Source organism: Xiashengella succiniciproducens, from assembly GCF_023674465.1.
In the GTDB taxonomy this organism is placed as follows: Bacteria; Bacteroidota; Bacteroidia; order Bacteroidales; family Marinilabiliaceae; genus Geofilum; species Geofilum succiniciproducens.
Genome location: NZ_CP098400.1, coordinates 946,715 through 962,527, shown reverse-complemented (window position 1 = coordinate 962,527; position 15,813 = coordinate 946,715). Strand labels below are relative to the sequence as shown.

Sequence of the window (15,813 nt, the reverse complement as noted above, 5' to 3'; positions counted from 1 at the left end):
TCAAATTTGACTCATTCTAAATTAGATCACGATTAATACTACTTTGATATGACAACAGAGCCTATTGTTAAAAAACGTATAACAGTCCTTGATGCCCTTCGTGGTTTTGCGCTAATCTCTATAATGTTACTTCATAATGTGGAGAGGTTTGAGATATATGGATACCTGCCTGTTCAGCCCGACTGGCTGAACAGCCTTGACAGTATTATATGGGATAGCATGTTCTTTATGTTTGGAGGGAAGTCCTATGCAATATTTGCCTTGCTTTTTGGTGTAACCTTCTTTATACAATCTCACAACCAGGAAAAGATTGGAAAGGATTTCCGCCCGAGATTCATCCTTAGGATGTTCTGGCTCCTGCTTTTCGGACTTTTCAACACCTTGTTTTACCAGGGAGAGATTCTGGTTTTCTATGCTTTGGTTGCTCTCTTTATTCTTCCCTTTGCCAGACTTAGTAATAAGGCTCTGTTTGTTTCAGCTGTTTTCTTCCTGCTTCAGCCTCTTTACTGGATTCGACTTATTATTGCAATACAACATCCCGAACTACCGCTTGGAGAGCCGGTATATATGGAATGGTACGCCAGGGTAGGAAATGTCTTCACTGAGGGTAATATGTTCGAGATTATGAAGAGTAATATCACAAACGGACGTATTGCAACAATCCTTTGGTGCTGGGAGAACGGACGTGTGGATCAAAGTCTTGGACTATTCCTTCTGGGATTCTGGCTTGGACGCAAGGCCCTGCTGATGGAGAGTGAGAGTTCGATAAAGACATGGAAGAAGGTACTTATCATTTCTGCCATTGCTTTTCTACCCTTGTATATACTGCAATCTCACACTGATATATTCTGTAAATACGAAAGCGTCTCAGGTATGCTTTCTAATGTGATCAGATTATGGTCCAACTTAGCGCTAATGTTTGTATGGGTAAGCGGTTTCATACTACTGTTTTATAAAACCCGGGCATTCAAATGGCTCAATGTGCTTTCGCCAGTTGGCCGGATGAGTCTGAGCAACTATCTGATTCAGTCGATAATAGGATCGTTTATCTATTATAATATGGGACTTTCAATGTACAAGTATGCGGGTTATTCTGAATGTCTCCTGATAGGTATCCTGCTCGCTGCATTACAGATAGGGTATAGTACTTGGTGGTTTAAGACTCACAAGAGAGGCCCACTTGAATCCATCTGGCATAAGCTAACCTGGCTTGGAAAGAAAGATTAGGGCTTGTAATATAATTGAACAGACACTGTTATTTTTCTTTACAATACAAGGGACCGCCTTTCTTTATTCTTCTGATATTGTGCATATTAACCCGATTGGCACGCTATTAGACATAAGGTTTGCAGTAAAAGCAAACTATGAAGACAATCATCTACATACTCAGGAGACTGAATAAAGAAAAGTTGCCCAATTATTTAGGGATTGCCGGACTGGCAACAGGACTTGCCTGTGTCATGTTCATTTTTCTCTGGATACATGATGAAGCCAGTTTTGACCGTTTCCACAAGAATATTGACAGAATATTTATTACCCATGCTTGTATTGCAGAAGCGGATTCCGAGGTGCCATTCGATGGTGCACCTCCGGCTGTAGCTGGTGCCCTGAAGGCTGAATACCCTCAGGTATTGGAAACTGCAAGGATTATTCCTGCATACTCAACATGGCTGCTTAATTATAGGGACAAGAAAATCACGCCCAGAATTGGGTTCTGTGATTTCAGTATGTTCGATATTTTTACATTTGAATTTGTTGCCGGTCCCCTTGATACTGAAAAAACACCGTACCAGATAATAATAAACGAAACGACTGCCCGCAGTCTGTTTGGCGAAAAAGACCCACTTGGAGAGATTCTTAGGTTTGATAATAGCTACGACCTGATGGTCGTAGGTGTCATTAAAGATGTACCCCGGAATTCTTCTTTGATATTTGACGGTATGGTGACTTTGGAGTTGCTTCCTCAAATTGTCGATTCTCCCAATTACCTTAATACATGGTGGAATAATTCTTTTTTAACTGCCGGACTACTTAACGACCCGGCTGCTTTTCCTGAAATTGCAAAGGGGGTAAGAAACAGAATACAGGAGGTTATTCCTGAAACCAACAATCATCTTGGAGCCTACATGTTTCAGGATCTGTACCTATATAAAAGGGGGAATGTCAAAAATATTGGCATTTTCACATTAATAGGGATTCTTATTCTCTGCACAGCAATACTCAACTTTATCAATCTTATCACGGCGCGATCCCTGAAACAAATCAGAGAGAACGGTATCAGAAAGAGTCTTGGAGCTACCCGTCTGGATGTTGTTAAGTTTATCTATTCGGAAGTAAGTATTGTTTGCATAATAGCTTTTGTAGCAGCAGTACTTATAACCGCCATGGGACTGCCGTTTTTTAACCAACTTATCAACAAAGACATAAACCTCGAAACGCTTGCCAATGCACAGGTTATAAAAGCCTTCATCGTGGTATTGCTGATTACAATTGGCCTGTCTGGAGTTTATCCGGCTGTGGTGTTGTCTCGTTATTCCCCGGTGCAGTCTATCAGAGGCGCTTTTAGTCAGGTACGTAATGGAGGCTTGTTCCGCAACGCCCTTGTGATATCTGTTTTCATTAGTTCTATAGCCCTGCTTAGCGCTACACTTATTATTAACAAGCAGATCAGGTATCTTCAAAACCTGGACCTGGGCTTTGAAAAGGAAAGGGTAGTTTATTTCAGGCTCAACGGCAATATGAAGCAACAGCCTAATGCTATTAAGAATATGCTGTTGACAAACCCAAATATAGTCTCTGCAAGTACCATCTCGCATCCCCCAAGTGCAATGGGAAACAACGGACAGGGATGGCAATGGGAAAACAAACCCCTGGACTTCGACCCTCTTGTATTCAACTGGAACGGAGATCCAGATCTTGTAAAAACATTACAATTACACATGAGCGAAGGTAGTTTCCTTCAGGAAGGACAAACCCATAGTGTGGTAATCAATCGCTGTTTTGCTCAGTTAATTGGATGGAGCCATTTTACCGGAAAGACCTTATCCGCCTGGGGTAACGACTATCAGATTGCAGGGGTATTCGAGGATATAAATATAAACAGCCTTGGTGGTGCCACCCAACCAATTGCTGTATTTTTGCCAGATGGCGGTTGGGGACAAAACTTCATGGCTGTTAAGATTGCTCCACAAGATGTAGATGAAACACTGACTTATATCCGGAAAAAGCTTGACGCAATGGAACCGGCATTTATCAACGAACTGACCTTCCTTGAGGATGATTTTACCCAAATGCTAGAACCTGAGAACAACTTGCAAAAGCTAATTTCCCTGTTTACCCTCTTCTCGATTCTTGTTCTGGCGCTGGGACTAACGGGAATGATTATGTATATGGCTGAAAAAAAGACAAAGGAAATTGGAATCAGAAAATCACTTGGCGAGGAAAACCTGTCGATTGTCAGCAGAATGCTGAGTCCCTTATTAACTGCAGGTCTCGTGGCTGCATTGATTGCAACTCCTCTTGCATGGAGCTTGATGGGCTACTGGCTGCAAAACTATGCTAAAAGAATTGATATAGATATTCTTATATTTATTCAGGCAACGCTTGCTGTTATGCTTGTAGCATGTGCTACAGTACTGCTGCATATCAGTAACGCAGCAACCAAGAATCCTGTCGATGCACTGAGAAGCGAATAAATAAGCAAGGCACCCAACTTTCCAGGTAGTTGTTTGTTTGACCTTTTGAACTAAAACTATAACAAAATGATCAGGCGAACAATTGCCTTACTTTTTATCTCCATACCATCGGTAATAAGTGCATTTAGCCAGACCGGCACTCTAACGGGTATTGTAAAGGACGCATACAGCAATGAATCATTGCCGGGTGCAAGTATTGTTCTGTTTGAAACTACAACTGGAACCACAAGTGATACCAACGGACGCTATGAATTCAGGAACCTGAAGCCGGGCTTCGTCCGACTTCAGGTATCTTATATGGGTTATGCTCCGCTTATCACAGAGGAGATAATGATTCCAGCCGTTCGTCCTGCCTATTATGAAATTACACTTACCCCCTCCTCCACAGAACTAGGGGAGGTCACGATAACAGCAGATCCTTTTGAGACCAAGATTGAAAGTCCGCTATCAATGCAGCGTATCGGTATTGACATTATTGAGAAAGGTGCCGGTAGCGCAAGAGACCTGTCAAAGGTATTGCAGAGCTTTCCGGGGGTTAGCAATGGCTCATCATTCAGGAATGACCTTGTGGTAAGAGGTGGGGGCCCTGCTGAAAATCGCTTTTTCCTTGACGGAATAGAGATCCCAGTGCTCAACCACTTCTCCACTCAGGGAGCCTCAGGCGGTGCAATCAGTATGCTAAATGTTGACTTTATCCGTGAGGTTGAGTTTTACTCAGGGGCATTCCCGGCCTCACGCGGGAATGCATTGAGTTCGGTATTCGAATTCCGCCAGATAGCCCCCAATCCTGATGATGCAGGCTTCAAAGCAACATTGGGTGCTTCTGAACTTTCTTTTTCGGCCAACCTGCCATTTAGCGAAAACAGTGCTACTCTGGTCTCGGCAAGACGCTCATATCTGAAATTCCTGTTCGACATGATTGGGCTTCCTTTCCTGCCGACGTACAATGATTTTCAGGTGATGAACCGAACCAAGATAGACCAGCGCAATGAGATTACTTTTATCGGCGTTGGGGCTATTGATGAGTTTGCTCTAAACACAGGACTGAAACCAACTGAGGAAAACAAATATATCCTTAGTTACCTGCCGGCATTTGAGCAGTGGAACTACACAGTTGGTGCGTCATACAAGCATTTCTTTAATGAAAGTTATACCCAACTGGTGCTTAGCCGCTCACACCTGTACAACACGATTTACAAATACCGCGACAATGACAACACAAGTCCTGACAAACTGATTACTGACTATAAGTCGAATGAGATTGAAAACAAACTGCGCTTTGAGTACTTTGCAAATCCGGGTAAATGGACTCTCAATGCCGGTGCTGGAACTGAATATGCGGTCTATACCAACAATACTCTTGCTTATATCTTCAGGGAGGGCAGTCTGCTACAAATAGATTACGACTCAAGGCTTGAGATGGTGAAATGGGCTTTCTTTGCTTCTGTCTCAAGGCGACTTCTGAACGACCACATGTCGGTTTCAGCGGGTTTAAGGGCTGATGCCAACAATTACAGTTCCTATATGAACAACCCTCTGGATCAGTTTAGTCCCCGTGTCTCTGCTAGCTACACCTTACTCCCATCATTAACAATCAACGGATCAGCAGGCCGTTTTTTCCAGTTGCCTTCCTATACCACTCTTGGTTTCAGGGATAGCAATGATGTTACTGTCAATCGTGGTAATGGCTTGAAATATATACAGGCCGACCACCTGGTCGGCGGACTGGAATGGAAGGTATCACCGACTGTCCGTGCAAGCATTGAGTATTTTTATAAGGAATACGACAACTATCCTGTTGCCGTCATTGATGGTATATCTCTTGCATCCAAGGGAGCTGACTATGGTGTTACTGGTGATGAGGAAGTCGTTCCAGTTGGAAGCGGCTATAGCCGGGGTTTTGAATTATTGCTGCAAAAGCGCTCTGCTGGAGGACTTAACTACCTGTTGTCATACACCCGTGTTACAAGCCGTTTTAGCGATATTAACGGCCGTATGCTGCCATCCTCATGGGATAATGACCATCTGCTCACCTTCACTCTGACCAAGTCTTTTAACAGGAACTGGGACGCAGGCTTTAAGTGGAGATATGCCGGAGCACTGCCCTATACCCCACTGGATATTGAGCAGTCGGAACTGAAAGAAGCATGGGATCTTAAAGGTAGGGAATATCTCGACTACTCAAGGTTTAACTCGGAAAGGCTCGAGCCCTTCCATCAGCTTGACGTGAGGATTGACAGAAGCTATTATTTTGATAAGGTCTCATTGGCGTTTTACCTGGATATTCAAAACCTGTACAATTTCCAGAGCAAAAATGCTCCTCGCCTGCTGCAACAAAGGGATGCAAATGACCAACCCCTGCTTCAGGGCACAAATCCCGAACGTTACGTGCTTAAGGAGTTGCAGACATCTACTGGAACAGTATTACCTTCAATTGGTATAATTGTGGAGTTCTAGTTACTTTTATGCTATTCAGGCAGGCTCTATTGCTGTAACCCTCATTGCAAGGGGTTCCATGTCTTTATTTAGCAAGGCACTCCCTAATTGGAGATGCCTTGTTTTATATTAATTGCCCTTCTGCTCAGGCTTCAATAGTCTCGGCTTCGTGGGAATAATGAGCCTGTGTACTCGTGGAAATCAGGACACCTGCCAGCACCTCGGCTATGTCCTTAACAGGAACCTTGCTCTGACGTGACAGGTTGTGCTGACACAAGGGGCATGCAGTTACTATCTTGTCGGGATGCGGAGCCTCAAGTACTTTGAGCGTAGCTGCTGTTATATTCTGACGATCCTTTAGTGACAGGGAAAGGGAACCGGGTGTATTCCCGCAGCACAGTGATTCAGACTTTTCCCTGTCAACAGGTAGTAAGTTACCACATGCAGAAAGAAGCTCACGAGGTTCATTGTAGTGCCCGCCCTTTCTCCCAAGCTCGCAAGGATCATGGTAACTGAAGCACTCAAGACCCCTCTCTGTCTTTATCCTGCCTTCACTCATAAGTTGCCATAGTAATACACTATGATGAACTACAGGAATATTGAGTTTGTACTCATTGCGGAACTGATTCAGGCAAATGGGACAGGTTGTAACGAGCATACCGGCTCTATAACTGCCTATCAGAGCTTCATTTGCAGCCCTCATTGTAGCAGCCTGATCAGTCCTGCCAGCCAAAGCCATAGGACGACCACAGCATATGCTATCCTTTTCATCCAGATGCACCCAGCTAAGCCCTGCTTCCTCAAGCAGTTGCTTCACAGCCTCTGTAATACCTGGTTTAAGACGTCCCATACAGCCGGTAAACAGCAGTATATTGGCACTCCTTCTCTCTCTGGTACTTAGTGTTGGCAGATAGTCATGTTTTGCCATATAATCCTGATGAACCTTGCCACGGGCCGCAACACGCATATTCTCTATTCCAATATTTACAGGACAGGCATTCTCACAGGCACCACAGCTAAGGCAATCGGTAGCCATCTTTTCCCAGCCCTTACCACTTCTTATTGCCTGCATAAAATAGGCAGCCTGGAAAGGCTGTTGCCCAATTGCCGGGCAAACATCAAGACACATTCCACATGCAGAACAGGCGTGCACTTCAAAGGCTTGCAATCCTTCCTCCGGCTTCAATTCTGTAGATGCCCTCAAACCCCAGTGACGGAGCAATATCAGCACCATCTCTGTTGGAATATGCAGATAGCGCGAGAAGGGCAGAACGACAAAGAAGGCACCAAGCACAAGTGAATAGGCCCACCATAGTGGCAGTTCGACAACTGCACACATAGGACTTGTAAAACACAGTTTGCCCAACGTGCCTGTCAGAAAGCCTCCACCTCCATACTGCCCGAAAGTCACAGCCTCCGCAAGCAGACGCAGCGGGAAGACCAGCCAAAGGAAGGTCAGCGCCAAACGATTTACCCTACTATGCCTGGTAGTATTCTTGATGCCGAGAACTTTTTTCTTTATCCGCTTGATTACTGCAAGTGTGACGCCCGATAAAACCACCAGTAGCCCCAAATCCATATAATGTAACCAGAAAGCTCCTGCAAGCCCACCCACTACCTGGGGTTCGAAATATCTGAAGAATACTGCATACCATGTATCATGGAAAAAACGTCCGGTATGAAACCAGGTTTCAAACTTACCACCAAGTATCATCATACCCCAACCAACGGCAAGGCTCATATGCATAAAGCCCATGCGCCTGTTTCGCTTTAAAATGCGACGATGAAGGATTGCCTCATTGAATATCTCATTTATGGCACTGAGGGTCTTATGGGAAAAGAGAACCGCCGGCAGTTTACCCGGGGCCTGCTTCCTCAGTCCCCGTAGCCACCACAAATAACGCACGGCAAGGACCGTCAGGGCAAATACAAACCCTGCCATAAAGGGAATTACGAACACTGCTGATCTTTCCATAGCTTAAGCCTTTGTATGCATAAGTGCCGATATCAGCATCACGGCATTGTGTATATTAACTCCTCGGGGACAGGTCATGCGACACTTCCCGCAAAGCATGCATCCATGTGACATCATGGATGCCTCCTTGGTCTCACCTCTCAACAAGTGCAGTACGACCCTGTAAAAAGACATGGAGGTATAGGCACCTGCAGTGCAAACAGCAGCACACTGCCCACAGGAAATACAATCCAATAGGCCAGGTTCTCCATCCAGAACCTTTTGCACCTCAGAGCTAAGGGGCTGCGAGGGATCCAATGCCCTGGCTCCCGACCAGCTAAAACCAAAATCAGGCCTGGACATATTGTGGTTCCTTTATTGACTTTATATAATTCTCCACTTCTCTTGCAACAGCACAGGCATCGGCCATTACCTCGGGCAGTACTGCAGGCCCCTTGCATGTTCCGACAGCATAAATACCGGGATGACCGGCAACCTGAACTGATAAGGGGTAGCCTGTTACAGAAATAAAACCACTACCAAATGAGGGTTCCTCCAGTACTAGTTTTCCTATACTCCGTTGAAGGTCAACTGCAGGTACCATACCTGCCATCAACACGAGCATGTCAAGCTGCATCCGTATGGGTTTTCCAAGTAAAGTATCTTCGGCCTTCACATGGAGAGTACCTCCCTGACCCGGAGAAGCCTCAGACAGGCGGCCTCTTATAAAGCGTACCCCATATTCTACCTGAGCCCTGCGGTACAGTTCTTCATATTCAAGACCATGCATTCTGAGGTCCATATAGAAGCACCAAACTTGTGATTTTGGGAAGGCTTGCTTAACGGCAATTGCTTGTTTGACGGCAGTGATGCAGCACAGCTTGCTGCAATGAGCCACACCGCACTTAAGATCGCGGGAACCCACACAGTGTACAAAGGCAATACGGGGTTGTTCACATGAGCTATCAAAGGGCCAGGGCCGTTCCTTACGGAAGACTGCTTCAACCTCGGCAGCCGTCAGTACTGAAGGATACAAGCCATAGCCATACTCTTCCTTACGCTGGGCATCAAAGAGCCTGAAACCAGCAGCCAATACTACAGCCATGGCATAAGCAAGTACCTCATCTCCATCCATCAACATATTGACCCCACTCAGCAGACGTATACCTGTAATTTTTCTACCCGTAAATACAGGTATGTCAAGGTGTTTAACCTTGCTGTAGAGTTCACCAAGCAGTTCTGAAGCCTCCTGTCCATGTGGAAACAGATGGTGCCACCTACTAAGGTGACCACCGGGCTTTTCATCCTTTTCAAACACGGCAACACTAATACCCCTCTCAGCTAAAACTACTGCCGTGCTAAGTCCGGAGAAGCCCCCTCCAATGATGACAACATCGTATTTTTTATCCTGCGGAATATTCATCTGACCAATACTTTTTCTGAAACTATGGAATCACTTTCAGCACTTCAGGCAGTTCAGGACCTTTAACCGGGCCTGACAGCAGGTTGTATTTTTTCCCTGGTTCATATACTACTCCAATCTTATCCAGCAGCGGTTCAAGCTGCACCTGATGCATCTGAAGACCTAATTTCCAGGGGTCATAACCCATCATCAGTGCTGTCAGTTCCTCGTGAGTAAGCACAGGAATTCCCCTGCCATCGGCATCGTAGGTCTTACCGTTCATCTCTGCCAGAGTGTACTGCCAACGATCCAGGAACATGTTACAACCGGGACAGTTGGTCACTATCAGATCGGGAGCATAGGGCTCCATAGACTCAAACTTAACACGGCTATTGGATACCGAGTAGCCGCGGTTTTCCTGAAGCAGGTAGTGACGAAAACCAAAGCCGCAACAGTGTCTGCGCTCTGGATAATCTACATTCTCACCACCGAATGTCTCCACCAACCCGGATAATACGCTGGGAAACTCAGCCCCGCCAAAACCTCTGTCAGGAAAGATCTTGGCATAGTGACAGCCAACATGGTCAACAACCCTTAGCGGCTTGCCGCTTTCCTTGTTTACCAGCCGATAAGGCGCACGAGAGGCAAATTCCTCACGAAAGTGATATACCAGATCTGAAGTGTGTACTATGAATTCGGGAATTTCAAATTCCCTGCGTGTAGCCTTCCAAAGTGCCTCCCTGGTCCTTTCAAGCATCTCGGGGTGATGATGCCACACCTCTACCATCTCAAGGTAGATGCCAAAGGAGGTAACACATGATACAAGAAGGTTGCGGTACCCAGCATCGGTCATCAGAGCTAGCTGACGTGCCACAACTGTCATTGTTGTCTCAAAAGGCACGACATCGGTATGATAGCCTATTCCTGTGCAAGTAGTATGACGGCTATCTTCGAAGATGTTCAGCTTCAGCTCCTCACGTAACAGTCTCAACAAGGAGCTTTCCGCTCCTGGGAAGAATGTTTGCCGGATACAGCTCCTGACAAAGAAGTACTTGTCATCAGGAACCTCCTTTTGATATTCCTTCCATAAAAGAGATTTCATCTCTCCTGTTTATTTTTGGTTTTTACTTCCTCTCCCTCAATAGCTTCCCAGAGCTTGAAAGCCCCGGTCTCATAGAATATAGACCCTAGTTCATTAAGCACATCCTGTGGAATCTTACGCAAGCCTCCTTCCTGAGCGTCATAGAAAGCAGAACCGCACAGCTTGTACAACTCAGCTCCATGCTCAAAGGCCCAGGCCCATACAGGTCCCTGTTCCGGATGAACGGCAGGATCTACAAGACGAGGGTGTACACAATAACCTGTAGTTAGTATGCTATGTCCAATTGCACGTTTGATCCTCAACTGTTTGCGTCCTTCCTCGGAATACATAAAAAAGCCTTTCAGCTGACTTAGCTTTCGGAGAGCCTGAATTACGTAGCCGGGGACATTCCCACGGGGACAGCGAGCTTTACAGGACAGACATTGACCACATTGCCATATCTCATCACCTTTAAGCAAAGATTCCAGATCAGCTTCATCGCCGGTCTGAACGATCTGGCATATATGTCTGGGATCATATTCGAAGTATGATGCAGCAGGGCACAGAGCAGTACATACCCCACAATTCATGCATGCTGACAGGCCTTCTCTAAAGCGAAGATCTTCATGTAGTTGCAAAAGCAGGTTGGACATTATTCCTTGGTTTATTAACTTATCGTTAACACAGTCATCAAAGTTATTTATACTGAGATTCAAAATAATACGTATAAACACCTAAAATAATAAAGGGCATCCCCTGTGGGATGCCCTACTGCAAATCACCTATTGTTCTAATACTAAAACTGGTTCCGAATTACATTCCTATTTTACTAAGCCCAGCTTTTGCAGCTCTTCTCTGAGTATTGCTTCATTGTGCTCTTCCATAGGACAAAGCGGAAGTCTCAGAGCAGGACCTATCTTTCCCATCATTGCCAGGGCGGTTTTAACCGGGATGGGGTTGGACTCGATAAACAAGAGTTCCATAAGTCGTTTGTACTTGAAGAACAGTCTGCGGCTCTCTCCAAGATTACCTTCTATAGATGCCTTCATCAGAAGGTGGAAATCGCGAGGTATAACATTTGCAACCACAGAGATACAACCATGAGCACCAAGAAAGTTGGCCGATGGAGCCAGGAAGTCATCGCCGCTGAGTATTTTGAATCCCTTAGGACACAGAGCCAGCAAATCGGCAAATACTGCCAGGTTACCTCCGGCTTCCTTGATACCGATTATATTGTCATATTTTTCGCCTAGCCATGCTGCAGTCTTTGGACTTATGCAGCTACCGGTACGACCAGGAACGTTATAAAGAATTACGGGAACCTTGACAGATTCTGCCACTGTGGAGAAGTGAAGTCTCAGCCCCTTATCAGTGGGTTTATTGTAATATGGAGCTACAACGAGCAAAGCATCAGCACCGTGATTGACAGCCCTTGTAGAATATGTAATACATTCTTTGGTGGAGTTGCTGCCGGTTCCTGCAATAACGGGTATTCGTCCGCCTACTCGCTTGACTGCCCTTTCAATCATTATGGCATCTTCCTCCTCTGTCAAAGTAGGTGTTTCACCTGTGGTTCCGCAAACCACAAGAGCGTCGGTCCCTTGTTCAAGATGCCAGTCTACCAGCCTGTCGAATGTCTCCAGGTCCAGATCACCGTTGCTCTTAAATGGCGTGGGAATAGCGACTATAGAGCCGCCAAGTCTGTCAATAGTCATAACCTAAGTAATTATCTCGATAAAGATATTGAAAAGTCCATACTACGCAAAGCCTACAGCAGAATTACAGAAAAAAAACCGACCTTATTCATCACTCCGCAACATTATAATCCAATCGCATCTCAATGCCAGGGGCTTAGCTATACCAGAATTATCCCGGATAGTGACCGGCCCTATTTAGCATCTGCGAAATACTTACCATTGCCATAGGAATACTTATAATTATATTCCCTGCTTTGTGAAGGTATTCCGTTCAACAATACTGAAAGGTGCGGTATATTCTTTACTTTTTCATCCATCAGATTCATTCTCAATACCGGCTTCGGAGTAGTATTATGGCGTACTGTAATAATATTGACATCTGCATAACTTGTCAACAGCAATGCATCTGCCACCACGCCTATTGGCGGGGTGTCTATGATAACAATATCAAACTTCTTGCTCACCTCTTCCATAAATCTTGCAGTAGCTTCACCAGCAATTAGTTCGGCAGGATTTGGCGGAATAAAACCTGCAAATATTACGCTTAGGTTTTCATTCTCCCTGTCTCTCATCATTATATCTTCAATCTTTGCCTCTCCGGTATAGTAGCTGCTAAGTCCGGGTCCATCTACCTTTATGCCGGCCTGAGTAGCAAGTGAGGGCCTTCTCATATCATACTCAGCAAGCAAAGTCCTCTTGTTGAGGCGGGCAAATGACCGGGCCAGATTCAAAGCACAGAAGGACTTTCCTTCTCCGGGTAGGGTACTAGTGATAAGAATCACCTTGGTTCCCTTATCATTGGCATAATAACCAAGGGAGGTCCGTACACTACGGAAAGCTTCTGCAAGTATGGTATTGCCATGATAATCCTGACCTGGTTCGATATTGACAGGAGCAGTCTTGTTCCTTTCGAATGGGATCTCTCCGATTATAGGCAACTGTGCAATGGAGGTGATATCTTCCTTGTCCTGAACCTTATCGTTAGTAAATACAATTACAAATATTATAATGGCAGGAAGGAAGATTCCCAGAACAAAGATTAGCAGTATAGTCTTGGTAAGGTCAGGTGAGACCTGAGTCTTAACCATCGCAGGTTCTATAATCTCATTATCAGGACGGTTGGCAGCTTTTGCTAACTGAGCTTCTGTAAGCTTATTAAGCAGGAAGGTATAGGTCTCATTGTTCATCTGCCTTGTCCTCTCAATATTCAGAAGCCTTTGCTCTGTATGTGGCAGTTTACGTATATCCTGACTTAGTGACACAAGCCTGTTGTTGATATCATTGAGAGACAGATTTGTTGCCGCTATTACGCTTCTCAGAGACTCTAGTATATTGTTCTTTACATTCTCAATACTTGCATTGATACGTGCAATATTGGGGTTCTGGGTAGTAGCATTGAACAGCAGGGCTGAACGCTCTGAATTGAGTTGTGACAATTGAGCAATATGTCCCGTCAGAATCGGGTCTTCAATACCCATGGAAGCGGGAACTACAACCTCGTGCAAGTCCCTGTTCTGATTGATATAGTCGCTCAGATATGAATAATAATCAAGCTTTGCCATCAGAGCCGCTCTCTGTTCCTCAAGCTCCTTGGACTGGGTAATAATCATCTGTCCCTGGAAAGAAACGTCCATTACAACATTGCTCGACCTGAAATTCTCAAGGATACTTTCAGCAGCACCCAGAGAGTCAGCCACCCCAATAAGTTGCTTCTCGATAAACTCAATTGTATTCAATGCAATCTGATTCTTCTTATCAAGTGTATAATCCACTGAGTTCTGTGCAAGCTTGTTAAGGAAATCTACACCTTTGGCAATATTATTCTCGTGTATAGAAATCTCAACTATTGAAGAACTGAATCCCACCTGATCAAGAAAGATCTTACCCTTAAAATGCGATACAAGAGAAGATATATGGTTGATAGTAAACCTGTAGCTCTTATCCCAGTAATTTACCTTGTTTAGATTCTCCTCAACCGGAATAATAGTAAAGACGAAGTTGGGCTCTATTATCTTTTCAAAAAACTTGTATTCCTTCTTCTTTCCGCTACCATCAAGTTCAAGTTCAAACTTATCCTTAGACGTAAATACAAGGTTAAAGGTCTTGCCACGGGGCACGACCTCCGATGAATCTATTATTACCTTGAAAGGAGATGCCATATATATCTCCTGATACCTGAGCAGTTCCTTTTCATAATAAGAAACCTCAAAATCCAGCTCCCTGATAGTCTTCTCAATCTGATGACGGGAAGTCAGAATAATAAGCTGGTTTTCTACATGACTGTATCCCCCAAGCATAATACCAGGCAGAGCCTTATCACTTACTCCTGCAGGACCAGTCTGACCATCCTTGGCCTCAGATATCATTACCTGCGTCGAAATCTGGTACTGGGGTATAGTGGTCTTGTAAGCTATGAGTGCTATTGCAACTGCAACAATAAAAAATATTGGGAATATGTACCAGTAACGTAAGGCCCTGAAAAAAACTTTTTTCAGATCAAAACTCTTATCGTTTTCAACTATATCGAGGTTCTTCATTGATTCATTTAATTGTTTGTTACTTGACCAGGGTGTAAATAACTGTGGATACACTAACTACACTGAGGAACAGACTGAAGGGTATACCTGTAAGACTCCACTGTTTAAGCCTTCGGGGCTCAATGTATACTATGTCACCCGGCTTAATGTAATAGTAGGGTGAAAACATTATCCTTTCATCAGTAGTGTCAATAATAAGCATCTGAGGTGTATCACCATCCTTGCGAATCAGGCGGACAGCCTTACGATTGGCAAAGTCAGTCATATCACCTGCAAGACTAATTGCCTCAAGTATCGATATCTCTTCACTATTCATCAGGAACCTGCCGGGGTTTCTAACCTCACCCATAATTGTTACGTGGTCGTTGAGCAGTTTGACAATAACTCCGCTCTGATCTATATACTTGCTTGCTGCAAGCTCTATCTTCTGAGCAACCTCCCTCAGGGAAAGTCCGGCAACATAAATCTTCCCAAGAAAAGGATAGTCAATGGAACCATCAAGGCCAACCCTGTAGCCCAGCAAACTGGCTGACATAGGATTGGAAGCCATAGTTGTATATCCTGACTCAGTATTCAAAAAGGATGAAGAACGCTCATCCAGACTTGTTACCCTAATATACAGAAGATCACCTGGTTTTACCAGATACTCACTCTTTTCTATCTTATATTGCCCCTCAAGATCTTCAAGATGTTTTGCCATATCTCCCTGTAGATATATGGACTCTTTAAGCGGAACACAGGATACTGCTGTTAGTAAAAGCAGTACAATTAAAGGTAAGGCTCTATTCTTAAGCTCCATCGCTTTGCAATTTTTTAAGTTCTAATTCCGTCAATCAACTGGTAGTATGCCACATAGTTAATTTACAAAATGACGGCCATAATGATGCAGGCTGAAAGGCGATATAAACAGACCTGCAGAAAATAATGTGCAATTTAATTAATACCATGCTATATAACATAGTTTTTACTCCATGTTTTATCACCTCTTTTTCAGCATTGGTCAAATTATAG

General features: G+C 44.5%; 11 protein-coding genes. 3 read left to right on the top strand and 8 right to left on the bottom strand.

Annotated elements, in window-relative coordinates; genetic code table 11:
- Window positions 1-48 precede the first annotated feature (48 nt).
- From M9189_RS04085 to M9189_RS04075, 3 genes are all read left to right on the top strand, one after another.
- Complete coding sequence (locus M9189_RS04085; RefSeq protein ID WP_250724819.1) at window positions 49-1,227, top strand: DUF418 domain-containing protein; 1,179 nt, start codon at window positions 49-51, stop codon at window positions 1,225-1,227.
- Between the two features lie 137 nt (window positions 1,228-1,364).
- The gene (locus tag M9189_RS04080; protein ID WP_250724817.1) at window positions 1,365-3,695 is read left to right on the top strand and encodes an ABC transporter permease; all 2,331 of its coding nucleotides are present in this window, start codon (window positions 1,365-1,367) and stop codon (window positions 3,693-3,695) included.
- Window positions 3,696-3,761: 66 nt separating this feature from the next.
- Complete coding sequence (locus M9189_RS04075) at window positions 3,762-6,152, top strand: TonB-dependent receptor (protein ID WP_250724815.1); 2,391 nt, start codon at window positions 3,762-3,764, stop codon at window positions 6,150-6,152.
- Window positions 6,153-6,276: 124 nt separating this feature from the next.
- Here the strand turns inward: M9189_RS04075 and M9189_RS04070 are convergent, their stop codons facing one another.
- From M9189_RS04070 to M9189_RS04035, 8 genes are all read right to left on the bottom strand, one after another.
- A complete protein-coding gene (locus tag M9189_RS04070) occupies window positions 6,277-8,106 on the bottom strand; it encodes a (Fe-S)-binding protein (protein WP_250724813.1) in 1,830 nt (609 codons plus the stop codon).
- 3 nt (window positions 8,107-8,109) lie between these two features.
- On the bottom strand, window positions 8,110-8,448 hold the full coding sequence (locus M9189_RS04065) for a 4Fe-4S dicluster domain-containing protein (protein WP_250724811.1): 339 nt from the start codon (window positions 8,446-8,448) through the stop codon (window positions 8,110-8,112).
- Window positions 8,435-9,508, bottom strand: coding sequence for an FAD-dependent oxidoreductase (locus M9189_RS04060; RefSeq protein WP_250724809.1), 1,074 nt, complete (start codon window positions 9,506-9,508; stop codon window positions 8,435-8,437). The genes M9189_RS04065 and M9189_RS04060 overlap by 14 nt, the downstream gene beginning before the upstream one ends.
- A 22-nt stretch (window positions 9,509-9,530) precedes the next feature.
- Window positions 9,531-10,589: a heterodisulfide reductase-related iron-sulfur binding cluster gene (locus tag M9189_RS04055; RefSeq protein WP_250724807.1), complete on the bottom strand. Its 1,059-nt coding sequence runs from the start codon at window positions 10,587-10,589 to the stop codon at window positions 9,531-9,533.
- Window positions 10,586-11,221 (bottom strand): 4Fe-4S dicluster domain-containing protein, encoded by a 636-nt coding sequence (locus M9189_RS04050; protein ID WP_250724805.1) that lies wholly within the window; start codon window positions 11,219-11,221, stop codon window positions 10,586-10,588. Before M9189_RS04050 ends, M9189_RS04055 begins: the two co-directional genes overlap by 4 nt.
- A gap of 168 nt (window positions 11,222-11,389) precedes the next feature.
- Window positions 11,390-12,283 carry a 4-hydroxy-tetrahydrodipicolinate synthase gene (dapA, locus tag M9189_RS04045; protein WP_250724803.1) on the bottom strand — a complete coding sequence of 298 codons (894 nt, stop codon included), beginning with the start codon at window positions 12,281-12,283 and terminating at the stop codon, window positions 11,390-11,392.
- Between the two features lie 173 nt (window positions 12,284-12,456).
- Complete coding sequence (locus M9189_RS04040; protein ID WP_250724801.1) at window positions 12,457-14,802, bottom strand: GumC family protein; 2,346 nt, start codon at window positions 14,800-14,802, stop codon at window positions 12,457-12,459.
- Window positions 14,803-14,821: 19 nt separating this feature from the next.
- Window positions 14,822-15,601 (bottom strand): polysaccharide biosynthesis/export family protein, encoded by a 780-nt coding sequence (locus M9189_RS04035; protein ID WP_250724799.1) that lies wholly within the window; start codon window positions 15,599-15,601, stop codon window positions 14,822-14,824.
- Between the last annotated feature and the right edge of the window lie 212 nt (window positions 15,602-15,813).

Coding starts and splice junctions, on each gene's coding strand:
- M9189_RS04060 (WP_250724809.1), bottom strand. CDS start 9,508: ATGAATATTCCGCAGGATAAAAAATACGATGTTGTCATCATTGGAGGG.
- M9189_RS04085 (WP_250724819.1), top strand. CDS start 49: ATGACAACAGAGCCTATTGTTAAAAAACGTATAACAGTCCTTGATGCC.
- M9189_RS04080 (WP_250724817.1), top strand. CDS start 1,365: ATGAAGACAATCATCTACATACTCAGGAGACTGAATAAAGAAAAGTTG.
- M9189_RS04070 (WP_250724813.1), bottom strand. CDS start 8,106: ATGGAAAGATCAGCAGTGTTCGTAATTCCCTTTATGGCAGGGTTTGTA.
- M9189_RS04075 (WP_250724815.1), top strand. CDS start 3,762: ATGATCAGGCGAACAATTGCCTTACTTTTTATCTCCATACCATCGGTA.
- dapA (WP_250724803.1), bottom strand. CDS start 12,283: ATGACTATTGACAGACTTGGCGGCTCTATAGTCGCTATTCCCACGCCA.
- M9189_RS04055 (WP_250724807.1), bottom strand. CDS start 10,589: ATGAAATCTCTTTTATGGAAGGAATATCAAAAGGAGGTTCCTGATGAC.
- M9189_RS04050 (WP_250724805.1), bottom strand. CDS start 11,221: ATGTCCAACCTGCTTTTGCAACTACATGAAGATCTTCGCTTTAGAGAA.
- M9189_RS04035 (WP_250724799.1), bottom strand. CDS start 15,601: ATGGAGCTTAAGAATAGAGCCTTACCTTTAATTGTACTGCTTTTACTA.
- M9189_RS04040 (WP_250724801.1), bottom strand. CDS start 14,802: ATGAAGAACCTCGATATAGTTGAAAACGATAAGAGTTTTGATCTGAAA.
- M9189_RS04065 (WP_250724811.1), bottom strand. CDS start 8,448: ATGTCCAGGCCTGATTTTGGTTTTAGCTGGTCGGGAGCCAGGGCATTG.